This window comes from Pseudarthrobacter xylosi (genome assembly GCF_055412765.1).
The window spans coordinates 59,755-72,559 of the sequence record NZ_JBVAYT010000006.1; the positions used below are offsets into that span (position 1 = coordinate 59,755).

Genomic DNA, 12,805 nt, shown 5'->3' on the forward strand with positions numbered 1-12,805 from the left:
TTCCACCTTCCGGCTGCGGGTCACCGCAAACCGCCCTCCGGGGAACGTATTCCGCTACCAAAGCGTGGAAGGATGAACACGCTGATGGGGCGCAACAGCACCCACCACAGCCGGAAAAGTCACTGTGGAGGTGAAGGTGGACCGCAGGCGTTTTCTCCGACTCTCGTTGGCCGCCTCTGCCGGCGCAACGGTTGCCGCGTGCACGCCGGAACCCTCAAACAGCGGACAGGCGCCCGCCAACCGGCCGGCCATCCCGCAGGGCGCGCGCAAGGGCGTTGGCCTGGCATTGGGTAAGGATCACGGGGTCAAGCACCTCGATGCACTGGACATCAATTGGTTCTACACCTGGGGCGCAAAGTACCCTGCCGTCCGCCCCGCTCCGGGTTTCGTTCCGATGATCTGGGGCGGGCAGGCTGTACGCCGGAAGGCCGTGGATGACGTCCTTGACGACCTCGGCACAACGGAAGCTTCGGAACTGCTCGGATTCAACGAGCCCGACCATCCCGAGCAGGCGGATATGTCCGTGGCCTCGGCCATCGAATACTGGCCGGCACTTGAGGCATCCGGCCTGCGGCTGGGGTCCCCGTCTCCGGTCCACATCAGGGGCGACTGGTTCAGGACGTTTATGGACCAGGCGGCTGCGAAAAGCCGCCGGGTGGACTTCATCACCATGCACTCCTACACCTCGCCCCACTCCGAGTCATTCCTGAACATCGTCCAGGAAGTCTATGACCGGTACAGCAAGCCTATTTGGATCACTGAATACGCGGTCGCCGACTGGAAGGCCACTGCCACGTCGCCGAGCCGGTACTCCGAAAGGGAGATCATGGCGTTTATGAGCGAGACGGCCGCCGGGTTCCGGGCCATGCCGTTTGTGGAGCGGTTTGCCTGGAAGACCCGGCCCGACGACGACCCCGTGATGGGCGCGTCTGCACTGTTTCGCAGGGACGGGTCACTTTCACCCACGGGCGAGCTGTACCGGTCCCTTTGAGTCAGACCGCGGCCGGCGCTTTCGCGGACGTTGACTTGCTGGCGGCCCGGCCACCGCGGAGCCGGTCGCGGTTGCCGGCCCACCGCGCACTGAACCAGCGGTACCAGTCGTGCTTTGGATCGTCCGGCCCGCAGTCACGTGCGAGGTCCTTGTAGAAACTGTGGAGCCGCTCGGCTCCCCGGGGTCCGCCGCCGTAGGCGTAGCCCGCCCAGGCACGATACGGAAGAGCCTCGGGCTTCGTCAATGACCGCCGCAACTCGAGGCTGGTCTCGGACAGGGCGGTGGCAGGGACGTCATCCGAACCCATCAGGCCGTCAAAGCGGTCCAGCATGGCGTGTGAAAAGACGAAGAGCTTGCGGTGCGTGCCACCGGGCGAGTAGGTAAATTCACCAAAGACGGGCCCGTCCGGACTGTCCAGCATGTCCACGCTGACGAAGGGCGAATCAGCCTCGCGGGAGAGCCGCTGCGCCCACCACAGCATCTCGGGCGCATGAAGCGGTATTATCGGCACACCCGATCTCGCGGACCCCGACAACAAATAGTCCGTGTTCTTCTTCAGCGGCCGGAATTCACCGTCGAAAAGTGCCATTTTGACGGGCCCGGTATTGCGGTCGATTTGTACAACCAGTCCCACTTTGCCGTTAAAGCAGTAGAACTTGTAGTCGAAGGGAATTGCACCCACACCCAGCGTGTGGTGGATGAGTTCCTCGGCTATCCAAACCGCTTTCTTGGTGGCAAACGACTCAGCCTTTTCGACTTGAATGCGAAGGATTGACTCGAGGCTCAAGGCCTGCAAATTCATGTGGTCAAAAAACTGGTCCGGCCCGGTGCGTTCCAGGATCATCACGCCGCGTGAGGACCAGCCATTGGCCACCTTGAGGACAAATAACGGGGGCAGGTCAGCGTCGGCCAGGGCAGTCAGGTCCTCGATTAAGGCAATCCGTCCGGGCACCTTCATGCCCAGTCCACTGACAAAAGGATGGGAAATGACCTTCTGGGCCAACTCGCCACGACGTTCGGTGCCCCGCCGTCCAAACTCGCGGGCCACGAAGTCCAGAAAGGGCGACTCCGTGCGGGGCCGATCGAAACCGTCAGGATAAGTCGTACTCAAATCGGATCCCCTAAAAATAAACGCGGCGCTGTTGCCGTGTGGCGATTGATGCACCACTCTCAAATAGTCTACGGACTCGGACCGGCCCAGCAACTCGGCTGCCGGGGCTCCGCAGGATGCCCGCCCCTGCGTCCGCGCCGCTCCTGCCCCGCCGACACCCTGGCCTATCTCCCGGAGCGACTAAGTGGTATTTTGACCCTTGTCTCAGTAATTCGCTTTTCTAAATCGCGAATCCCATAATGCCACTGCACCACTCCGCAATCGGCAGCGGAAAAATGTATCCATAAGAGGGGGACTCATGGAACGTCGCCAATTTCTGTCCATACCGCTGGCCGCATTGGCCACCGCCGCTGTGCCGGGGATAATTTCAGGACAAACCGCCGCAAGCGCGTCCACCAGACTTGCGCTCCCGACCGTCACCGCTCCCGTCAAAGCTCTCAAGGGCTTCGGTCACAGCGGACAGGATGCTATGGCGCTCCAACAGATCAAGAGCCTTAAGCTGGCTTGGTATTACACGTGGGGCTCCCGGTATTACGTGACGACGTCGCCAGCCTTTGTGCCAATGGTCAAGAGCGCGAAAACGCTGCTCGAGCAGGACGCCCTGGGCCACGTGAGTCGCCAGCTGGCCGAGACCAAGTCCAAGCATCTGCTGGGTTTCAACGAACCCGACGTAAAGCTTCAAGCCAACATGACCGTGGAAGAAGCCATCCGCCTCTGGCCGAAACTCGAACAAACGGGACTGCGACTTGGATCACCGGCCACCGCCAAACCATCCAGCCTCTGGCTCCAAAGCTTTATGGAGCTGGCAAAGAAGAACGGCCTGCGGGTGGACTTCATGAGCATGCATTGTTACGGCTGGCCCAACGCCACCGATTTCCTGAACAAAGTCACAATGCTTTACGAAAAATACGGTAGGCCCGTCTGGGTCACCGAGTACGCGGTGGCTGACTGGTCCGCGACCACGGCCAGCGCCAACCGCTATACGCGCAAGCAGACCGAGGATTTTATGCGCGAAACCGTTGCAGGCATGCGGGCCATGCCCTATGTCGAGCGGTTCGCGTGGAAGACCAGGCCATCCGGAGACCCGGTGATGTGGACTTCTGCCTTGTTTTACGCCAACGGCGACCTGTCCAGCACCGGCAGGTTGTACGCCTCGCTGTAGGCCCCCGGCCCCGCCCGCCGATGACACGGCGCCGCCGTGTCTTCCGCCACATGGCCCGGCCGATCAGCTGGTTTGGAAAGCCCAACGGCTATGATTGAGTGCCACTGGACAGTTGACAAGGCGTGGGCAATGCGCCGAAGGGGACATATGAATCGCCATTCCGCGGACCAATACCCAACGATTGTAAGCTTTGCAATTGGGGACGAGTATTATCACGAGGGAGCCAGGAGACTGGCAGCACAATGCGAGTCCCTCGGTCTCAATCATTCCATTGAACACATTGAAATATCCGGCGACCTGGACTGGGCGCAAATCTGCCGCCTGAAAATCCAGTTCTACCGTAAGAAACTCTTCGAACTCGATTCGCCGATTCTCTGGATCGACGCGGACACCGAACTGCTCTCACGCCCTGAGTCCCTGCGGGAATCGTCCGCGGACTTTTCGGCGATGCTGCGGACGGGGTACATCGATGCCTTCGATCCCTACGTCTCCGCCCGAACCTGGGCACCGCAGCTCCTTTACTTCGGCAACACGCCGATCACCCGCCGCTTCCTGGACCACCTTGTTGCGGTCGAGGACGCGGCCACCGGCCCCATCACCGACGACTTTGTCTTCCAGGAAGCATGGTCGTCCTTTGACGAAAAAATGACCCTGCTCCTGCTTCCGCCAACCGTGCAGGCCCGGAGCCTTGAGTCAGCAACGCCCGAGACCTGGATCCTGCACGGTGACAGCGGCAACGTACAGAACTTCAAGGACAAGGTCCTGCAGCACGGTACGCTCAAGAACCGTGGCTACATCCTCACCCTCATCGCCCAGGACATGATGAAGGCCAGCGAGTTTGTGGTGGCCGAGCAACTGCTGACCACAGCAGCGCTGTACGGCTTTGACAGCATAGACCGCACCCGCCGGCTAGCGGAGTCCCTCCGCCACCAGGGCAAGGCCGCCGAAGGCCGGGAGGTGGTCAAACAGTTCCACCTGTCCAACCCGTTCGATCTGGACGCAAAGATCACGTACGGCAAGCAGCTGATGAAGGAAGAGAAATTCACTTCCGCCGAACGCCTTTTTGGTGAAGTTGAAGCTGCGGACGATCCCAAGCTGTCGGGCCTCGCAACATCGCTGCTGTTTGACCTCCGGCAGGAACGCAAGGCTAAGCGCATGCGCGTGGAACTGACGGACCGCACCAGGGTCTGGTGGATGAAGCAGCCGTATCCCGGCAACCTCGGTGACATCCTCAACCCGTACATCATCGAGAAAATCACGGGAATTCCCCCGCGCCTCGCACCCCGCGGCAAAGGACTGCTGGCGATCGGCAGCGTCATCAAGTTTGCGGGAGACAACTGCGATGTCTGGGGCACCGGGACGCCGCGCATGAGCGACGAGCTGAACCCCAAGGCCAAGTACCACGCGGTTCGCGGTCCCCTGACGCGGCAACTGGTCCTGGAATCCGGCGGCGAATGCCCCGAGATTTATGGCGACGCCGGGTTGCTGATGCCGCGCTTCTATAACCCTCCCATCGAAAAGAAGTACAAGCTCGGCGTCATCCGCCACGTCCGCCACCGCGGCCTGGGCCAGTTGGCTCCGGGCGTCCGCGATTTGAACCTGCTGCGTGTTGGCTATGAGGAAATCGAGATGTTTATCGATGAACTCCTGGAATGCGAGATGGTTGTCTCAACGTCATTGCACGGGATAATTCTTGCGAATGCATACGGAATTCCTGCACGGTGGGCTGAATTCGGCTCAACGCTCAAGATTCAAGGTGACGGGACCAAATACCTAGATTACTTCCGGTCCGTTGGCCTGCCTGACCAGACGCCCCTTGATCTCTCCGAATTCAGCATTCTCGACGAATCCCTGATCGAACACATCGACCCGAACTGTGCGATCGACTTCGACGCGCAGGCTTTGTTGGACGCCTTCCCGGGTGTAATTGCCGCCCCTTAGGGTTGCCTCACCTGCCGGGACAACGCCGTGCTGTAGGCTCGCGGTAAATCAATTGTAGGAGGCAGATGTTGGCACATTCATCATCCCGGCCTATTCCCAATGAGGACCAGCGAATTCTTGATGAATTGGTCGCCGGTATTGACCTTCTACGGGAAAGTGGTCCGGAGAGCACACGGACCATTGTCGGCGAAAATGTGCCGCATGATTTCTTTGACGAGAAATTGGGACGGCTCCGTCGGTTGCTGAAAACGCAATCGACGGAGCTGGACAGGCTTGCAAGCCTGGTATCGACCCTCGAATCGACCCTCACCATCGGGCCTGACAGGCCGGCGGCGGGCAAGGAACCGGACGGCAAGGTCCTCCTGGCCCTCGCCCAGCTGCGCGCAGCCGAGGCCCAACTCGGCTTCCGGCTCGCCCACCGAAGCGACATCACCGACGCAGTTGTTGCAACCGTCCGTGAACTTGTGGCAAGCAAACATCCGGTCGAAGCAAGATCCCTCTCCCTCCACCTGACCGGAAGCCGCACCACCCTGGATGCCGGACGGATATGCGCTGCTATCGTGGCCTCGGGAAACCGCCTGAATGACCTCGCCAAGGTCTACCTGGAGATGGTCCCGGAAGATATGGCACTTAAGTACGCTTCCACCGAATGGTACAAGGTCCAGTTCGAAGCTGATGCGTCGGCCGCCTTTGAGCACTTCAAGGCAAACCTTTCCAGGCCCTATCCCAGTTCGACGTGGATCTGTGTGATCCGATACGGGATTGTCCGTGGCCGCTGGACAGAAATGCGTGATTTATGCAACCAGTTCTTGGAAAAATGCAACTCCATTGACGGATGTACCAAGGCCGATGTCGCCGGCATGCAGTTCGCCAGGGACTATTTCAATGCGCGGACTGCAACTGACCAGCGGTCGCCCGGGGCTCCGCTGGCGGCCGTAAGGTTCGGCATATGGGATGCACGCCAGCCAGATAGCACGGGACCCTCCGCGGACCTCGGACTCTATCTTGAAACCTTGGTCATACTGGACCGCGTCGCTGAATCCGCCGCCCTTGAAACGGCCGACACGGAACTCGCATCCGTCCTGGAAGGGCGAATTCCGTCCGGCGCCGGTGGCGCAAAGGGCGTCCCCACAGTTGAAATCGTCCCAGTGTGGCGATACATGCCCAACAAGGCAGCGTATTCCGGACCCGTTTGGACCGTTTATCACGGCTCCTTTGCCGGTAAGGTATTCGGTGCGCCGCAGCCGTTCCCCAGTGCTGAATCCCTCAGCCCGATCTTCTGGGGCTTTCACGTCGAAGACATGTCAGTGGGCGATCCACACATGCTCTCCGTCCTCAAGGCCGCGGGCCCGGTTGGTTGCAGGGACTGGACCACCACATACTGGTTGCTCGGCAGGGGCATCGATGCTTTCTATTCCGGACCTGTGGCGAGCCTGGCACTAGGCTCCGGAGGGCCCGCCAGCGAGGCCGCGGAGTCCCCACACTCCGAACTTCCAGGGTTGATCTCGCGAACCGCCGGCAATCCGCAGGTGATCAAGGCACAACAAAAGACCGCCCACGTCAGGTCCGCTTCCATCGGCGCCAACGTGGCCACGGCTGCCGGGTATTTCGACCAGCTCCGCCGTGCCAAGGAAGTCCTCACTCCGCATTTGGAGACGTTTGGCATCTGTACCGCCCTGGGCATCGAGGTCGTGTACACGCCTCCCCGCTCCGGCGGCGCCGGCGAACCGGCTGCCGGGACGTCCAGCCGTATTGACCCGCCCTCCGGCCAAAGTTCCACACCCTTGGAATCCACCTTGGAACTGATCTGTTCAGGGGCTGGCAAACAATCTGTCTACAGGCATTGGAAGAATGCCACCGCGGCTCTTGTGCTGGAAGCGAAGAAGCGGTTCGGGCGGACCATGGTGCTACCTAAGCCTGGCTTTGACGTGCAGGCTGCCATCCAGGAACTCCAGCAGCAGACACTTCGGGCCCGGCCACCTGGTTGGGAGGAATCGACCGGAGCCGTCCAGGTGGCGATGGCATGCGACTCCAACCTTTTTGGTCAATTGGCGGCAGCCATCGGGAGCATCCGGCGTTCCAGCGGGAGGCGGCTCCATATTCACCTGCTTGCCAGGGGCCTGCGCCCGGCGGACTTCGACTACCTTGCTGTCCTGTTCCCTGACGTGGCCTTCGACTTCATTCCCTGTGACGGCGTGAACTACGGCAACGTGATGCAAACGTCCCGGTACATAACGGTGTCCACGATCGACAGGCTGCTGCTTCCGTCGCTTCTCGAAACCCGTTCAAAAATTGTCTACCTGGACGTTGACCTCATGGTTTTGTCGGACGTGGGGCAACTTTTCGATATCAGCCTGAAGCGCATTCCCCTGGCTGCGTGCTCCGCGACGGCGGACTGGTCCAAGAGCGGTTTTAATCATCTTTTGTCGGTCTCCCAGCGGCTGGCACCCAAAAGAGCGGCCGAACTGAAGCATTACATGCTCAGGACCCACCACCGCGACTTCCTGGCATTTAATGCCGGCGTTATGGTGCTGAACCTAGAACAGATGCGCGAGGATAACTTTTGCGAGCGCTTCCTCGGGCACCCCGGCTATTTCGACATGAACGACCAGGACGTCCTGTACAGCTACGCCGGCGGAAACAGGAGGGAACTACACCACAGCTGGAACTGCATCCCGTCTCACGTGTACGGCGCCCGCCCCAAAATCGTCCACTGGGCGGGGCCGGCGAAGCCGTGGCATGCGCTGCGGATGCCCTACCAAAACGCCTGGTTTGACCTTGTTAACAACCTTGCCGCCGCTGCTGCCAGCAAGGGGCTTGATGCCTCCCCGCTGCAGTCCATGACGAAGGGCTGGTTCTAAGCCACAAACCGCCTGTCTAGCGAAGTACGTGGGCAAGGCCAAGCAGAGCCAGGGCGCACACAGAGAACAGCCAATTGGTTGCCAGCACGATGATTTTTGCGCCTGTTCCGTTGCTGCGTGCTGTGTGGACAAGCGGGTGGGTGATGTTATCGTAGCTGCCGGAGCGGCGGGATCGGATTGTGCTCCTGATGGACAGGGCCGCCATGATGACACCTGCCGATGAGCCAAGGCAAGGGCTGATCGCCAGCCACGCGTCAGCCTGGGCCGTCGGGGTCACTACCGCAAAGAGGACTCCGGCCAATGCGCAGACCGCGAGTAGAACGATAAGCAGCCATGTGCGCCGCGCGCCAGCGGTGAGATACGGCGGCAGGAAGGCTATCAGGACAACGGGTGTGGCGGCGAGCCAACTGGGCGGGTGAGACAGCAGCAGCTCGGACCGGATCCACGCCACCACCGCCTGGTTGAAGAGCAGGAACGCCAGCAAACCAAGGAGCGCCGGCCAGAGCGCCTGGCGCACCGGCCCATGTGGCGGTGCCGCCGGCGGCTAAAGCGCGGCGGCGTAATCGCGTGCCTGTCCAAATGCTTCCTCGGCCCACCGCCCCGTGTCGTCCAGGAGTTCGCGGGCACTTGTCACCGTGTCGCCGATCGCATCCACAGGCACCGCCTGTCAGGTTTTAGGCGCCGCTTATCCCTGCGGTTTAGAAACTAAAGGGACCAAAACCCATCGGAACTGGATTTTCCAGCGGCGAGGAGGGCACGAAGGTTCTCGTCCAGTTTTTCGCGCACCTCGCGCTCGAGTGCCGCCATCAACGGAACGAGCCGCTCGAGGGCCTTTTCTCTGCCCTCGAATGCAGCCGTCACTATCGCAGTGAGCCTCCCCTCTGACTCCTCCCTCGCTACCAGTCGCTGCTCCTCGCCGACTTCGCGGAAGTAGTCCCCGATTTTGTCCTCGTAGTTGAGACCCACCGAGATCACGCCCATCCGGTGGCTGAGGATGGAGGCATGGAGGCGCATCGCCACCACAAGGTCACACGCACCTAGGTCCGCGGCCACCTGCGCCGCGTCAGTGGTGAAGGGCAGGACCTGGCAGCCTGCACTGTCCAGGCCGCTGAACAGACGTTCCAGTTCGCCCGAGTCCTCCGCCTGAAAGGGGATTCCGATAAACCTGCAGTTGAACTTCCCGGACAACGCCGTGAGGGCAGCGGCCAGCCCGGGCCAGCTGTGCTGCTCGGCCAGCGGATCCACGTCGTCAGGGATGCGGACGTTCACAGCAACGAGCGGGCGGTCCCGCCCGTCTCCGCTGCTGACCCGCGGGGACCGGTCAGGCTTGAACCAGGCGAACGCAAGGTCGCCGTCGACGCCTGCTTTGACCCCTGGACCGCCGATCCCTTCCAGCAGTTCCTGCGAGTTCGAATCGCGGACGCTGAGTACAGTGCTGAGGGACGCCATCAGCCGCACAAGGGACCGCCCCGATTCTTCCAGCAACGGGCCAACGCCAAGGCCAATGCCGGCGACTGGTTTTCCTAAGGCATGGAACAGTACAGGAAGCGTGGCAAGATTCACCACCGAGTGCTTGGGATTCTGGAACAGGCCGGCCAGGCCGCCGTTTCGGGCAACGGATTTGTCGTTCCAGATTCCGCCGCCGCCAACAATGAGGCAGTCCGCGTAATTGGCGAGCTGCGCCGCTGCCTTCACCTCGTGCCGGGGAACTGCGGCGACGCTGTGGTCCCTCTCCACGGTTGCGGGGCGCGGTGCGGCCACCACCACCTGGCCGTGGGGATTCACGCGTTCCAGGCCCTGCAGCAGCGCATCCAGGATCAGCTCGTCGCCAAGGTTGCGTTCGCCGTACCAGCCCGAAACGGCCACAACCTGCCCCCTGGGCGAGGCAGCGGCTGCCCGTCGGCGCGCAATCCTATGTTGCACAGGCAAATACAGGCTGCTGCTCGCGGCTTCGATGCCGGCGAACAGGTCATGGAACTGGTCCTCCAGGAGGCTGGTCCGTCGCAGCGACGCAGCGCCGGCCTGGGCACTGCGCTGCAGCGACCTGCCTTCGCCCTTCAAATGTTCAAGCAGCCTCCCCAGCTGCGGCTCGTCGTCGTACTCAAAAACCGACTCGAGTTCAGCAATGTGCTGCGGCAAATTCAGGGTGCGCGGGACCACCACCGCCGCGCCTGAGAGGATCGACTGAACGCACTGCCACGCCGCCTGGCGCCGCGAATCAATGGCCGGCGCGTGGATGTGGACCAGCGCGCGTTCGATGGCAGTTGTTTCCGCGGGTTCGGACCCGGCCCCGCGGACGGAAGGGTCGCCGGACAGCTTCGCGAACAGCTCTGGGTATTCCGCCTTCATCCGTGGACCGTCCAGTAAGCCAAACGATACGGCTTCCGGCCGCTTTGTCAGGGAGAGGCTCATCGCCAGGGACGCGTCGCCGCCCAGCCGGAACGGTAGGTTGACAAGCCCCAGCAGCTGGCCAGGCCAGTCAGCCGCGTAACAGTCGTAGGACGTGAGGGTCCTGGTGGTGATCAGGCGTCCGGGATGCGTGTCGAGCAGAAGCAGCAGGATGCCGGCTTCCGCCGCCCAGGCCCTGCTCGCCCCGTCAAACGGGAAAGGGTTGTTGGCAACCAGGACAACATCCGGCCGGAAGTTTTCCACAATCCGGGGGATCCCAAGAAGGCTCAAGACCTTTGCGTGACCGCCAGCCTCCCCGTTCTTAACAACAAGTCCGGGGTGACGTGTGGCCGAGACGCCAAAAACCTGGTGCCCGAGCATGCGGAGGGCGCGGCGCATGCCCTCGATCTGCGCTTTTCCCGCCGGATCGGCCGAGCTGACAAGCACAATCTTCAGCGAGCCACTGGAAGCACCCCTAGACTCGAGCCTCGCCAAAACGCCGGTCCGGAACTGCGCCGGGGATTCCTCAGACATCGCTGCTGGTCCTCCAACCCGGGTAGCCAAGGCCGGGCCATGATCGGATGGCGTGCTTGGCGAACACGTCCGGCTGGGGATTCCAGGTATGCGTTCGGTCTCCATCGCCACGACGCATCAGGTAGTTCAGGCCGTGGGTCCGGTACGTTTGGCCGCCGGCTTTCCGAACGCCCGCTATGAGCAGCCGGTCTTCGGCAGTGCCCACAGGGTTCCAACCACCGATGTCGCCAACGATGTGGCGGGGCAGCAGAATCGTCCCGCCGGTGACGGATCCTCCGTGCACCTCGCTGTTGGGCCTCAGCTGCACTGTCACGTCGGAGCCTTCGAGGTAGATGAACTCGGCCTTGCACCCCACCAACTCGGCGCCGGAGAACTCGATGGCCGAAACCAGATCGGCTATGTGGTGTTCGGTGTAAAGGTCGTCATCGTCCATCTTGGCGACGAACTCTCCCCCGGCCTTGTCGGTGAGCTGGTTGAGGACCTGGCCGAGGCTGAGGCCCGGGTCGAACTGGAACAGGCGGACCGATGCGTGGCCCTTCAGCCATGGTTCCCTCGCCAGGACCTGGCCGGCGTCGATGCCGTGGAGGCCAACCACGATCTCCAGGTTGGGGTGGGACTGGCCCAGTGCCTGGCGGACCGCCGCTGCAACGAACTCCGGCCGGCGGGAGGGGATCATCACGGTGACTGCTGCGTCGGGTTTGGCCGGCAACCCGCGGGCCTCGGTGACGGCGGACCAGGCCCGCTGTTGGGAAAAGTTCTGCAATGCCCAGCGCCGAAGGCCTACAGACCATTGTTGCCTTGCAAGGTTGTCACTCAAATCCACACCGGAAAGTGTTTCGAACCTGGCAAGGAGCTCGGAGGCTTCCCGGGGGAGGTCACCCGGTGGCGTCGCTTCCACGGACACGGGAACCCCGGCGCAGCCCAGGCTGGCAAGGAAGCGTGACACAACGGCCGGTTCCAGCGGCGAAGCCAGCGCAAGCCGGGCCGCCCTGTAGGGCCGGAGGACGCTCATCAGGTTCTCATCGACGCCGCGTCCCACGTCAAATGTCGTCGCCGAGGCGCCGTCACCCTCCGTTGTCAGCAGGTGCCGGTGCTTGACCTTTTCCAGCTTGAGATAAACAACCTCCTTGCCGGGTTCCGCGTCGAAGCCCACCGGGGAAGCCCACCGCACATCCACTGCCGGGGTGGCAGCCAGGTGGATCGACTGGACCGGGACGCCCAGGCCGGTGAGGATGGCGACGTCATCGGCTGCGAGCCCACCGCCGTCCTGGTGTGCATCCACCAGGAACACGTCGAAGGGCGGAATGGAGTCCGCCGCCCGGGATACCGAGCCCATGCCAATACCCGGTATGCGGCTTGCCTGCACAAGCCCCGCGAGGGACACATCCTGCACAGCGACCCGCGTTGACGAATGAAGCCGGCTGTCCGGCGCGACAACTCCCGCCGCCACCTGGCCGATGTCGACGCCAGGGTCCGCCGACGTCACGGACAGGACGAAGCCGTGGCGGTGCGTCCTGAAGGCGACGTCCCATCCGGCCCGGAATGCGTGGGCGGGAATCCGGATCAGCTCGGGCCGCGCGGTTTCCTTGACCACGATCACCATGCGGCGGGCCCGCCCCTCGAAGGCGAGAAGCTGGGCAGCCCGCTCCAAATCAGCCAGGGAGGCGCACACGAGGACAAAACTGTCCCGTTTGCGTTCCTCCATGCCGCGTACTGTGCTGCCGGGCGTACCGGGGTCGTCTTTCCGGAGTTTCCAGCCGGAAAAATCCTCCCCGATCAGGAGCGAGGTCTCCGCCTTTGTCACTTGTCCAACAAGC

8 protein-coding genes are annotated in these 12,805 nt (G+C 62.3%); 4 read left to right on the plus strand and 4 right to left on the minus strand.

Going from position 1 to position 12,805, the window contains the following annotated elements; translation table 11 throughout:
- Nucleotides 1-136: 136 nt before the first annotated feature.
- Complete coding sequence (locus tag ACZY1F_RS14035; protein WP_463942342.1) at nucleotides 137-991, plus strand: glycosyl hydrolase; 855 nt, start codon at nucleotides 137-139, stop codon at nucleotides 989-991.
- A 1-nt stretch (nucleotide 992) separates the two neighbouring features.
- On the opposite strand, the gene ACZY1F_RS14040 is transcribed toward ACZY1F_RS14035, so the two are convergent.
- The gene (locus ACZY1F_RS14040) at nucleotides 993-2,102 is read right to left on the minus strand and encodes an ATP-grasp fold amidoligase family protein (protein ID WP_463942344.1); all 1,110 of its coding nucleotides are present in this window, start codon (nucleotides 2,100-2,102) and stop codon (nucleotides 993-995) included.
- A 469-nt stretch (nucleotides 2,103-2,571) separates the two neighbouring features.
- Between ACZY1F_RS14040 and ACZY1F_RS14045 the strand changes: the two genes are divergently transcribed.
- The 3 genes from ACZY1F_RS14045 (at nucleotide 2,572) to ACZY1F_RS14055 (ending at nucleotide 8,066) form a co-directional block, all read left to right on the plus strand.
- Nucleotides 2,572-3,264: a glycosyl hydrolase gene (locus ACZY1F_RS14045; protein WP_463942346.1), complete on the plus strand. Its 693-nt coding sequence runs from the start codon at nucleotides 2,572-2,574 to the stop codon at nucleotides 3,262-3,264.
- 147 nt (nucleotides 3,265-3,411) lie between these two features.
- Entirely contained in the window at nucleotides 3,412-5,205 is a 1,794-nt protein-coding gene (locus ACZY1F_RS14050; protein ID WP_463942348.1) for a polysaccharide pyruvyl transferase family protein, read from the plus strand.
- 65 nt (nucleotides 5,206-5,270) lie between these two features.
- Nucleotides 5,271-8,066 carry a glycosyltransferase family 8 protein gene (locus ACZY1F_RS14055; protein ID WP_463942350.1) on the plus strand — a complete coding sequence of 932 codons (2,796 nt, stop codon included), beginning with the start codon at nucleotides 5,271-5,273 and terminating at the stop codon, nucleotides 8,064-8,066.
- Nucleotides 8,067-8,082: 16 nt separating this feature from the next.
- Here the strand turns inward: ACZY1F_RS14055 and ACZY1F_RS14060 are convergent, their stop codons facing one another.
- From ACZY1F_RS14060 to ACZY1F_RS14070, 3 genes are all read right to left on the minus strand, one after another.
- Nucleotides 8,083-8,583 carry a hypothetical protein gene (locus tag ACZY1F_RS14060; protein WP_463942352.1) on the minus strand — a complete coding sequence of 167 codons (501 nt, stop codon included), beginning with the start codon at nucleotides 8,581-8,583 and terminating at the stop codon, nucleotides 8,083-8,085.
- Between the two features lie 188 nt (nucleotides 8,584-8,771).
- Nucleotides 8,772-10,988, minus strand: coding sequence for a polysaccharide pyruvyl transferase family protein (locus ACZY1F_RS14065; protein WP_463942353.1), 2,217 nt, complete (start codon nucleotides 10,986-10,988; stop codon nucleotides 8,772-8,774).
- A complete protein-coding gene (locus tag ACZY1F_RS14070; protein WP_463942355.1) occupies nucleotides 10,981-12,792 on the minus strand; it encodes a glycosyltransferase family 2 protein in 1,812 nt (603 codons plus the stop codon). The genes ACZY1F_RS14065 and ACZY1F_RS14070 overlap by 8 nt, the downstream gene beginning before the upstream one ends.
- Nucleotides 12,793-12,805: the final 13 nt, after the last annotated feature.

Coding starts and splice junctions, on each gene's coding strand:
- ACZY1F_RS14055 (WP_463942350.1), top strand. CDS start 5,271: ATGTTGGCACATTCATCATCCCGGCCTATTCCCAATGAGGACCAGCGA.
- ACZY1F_RS14045 (WP_463942346.1), top strand. CDS start 2,572: ATGGCGCTCCAACAGATCAAGAGCCTTAAGCTGGCTTGGTATTACACG.
- ACZY1F_RS14065 (WP_463942353.1), bottom strand. CDS start 10,988: ATGTCTGAGGAATCCCCGGCGCAGTTCCGGACCGGCGTTTTGGCGAGG.
- ACZY1F_RS14050 (WP_463942348.1), top strand. CDS start 3,412: ATGAATCGCCATTCCGCGGACCAATACCCAACGATTGTAAGCTTTGCA.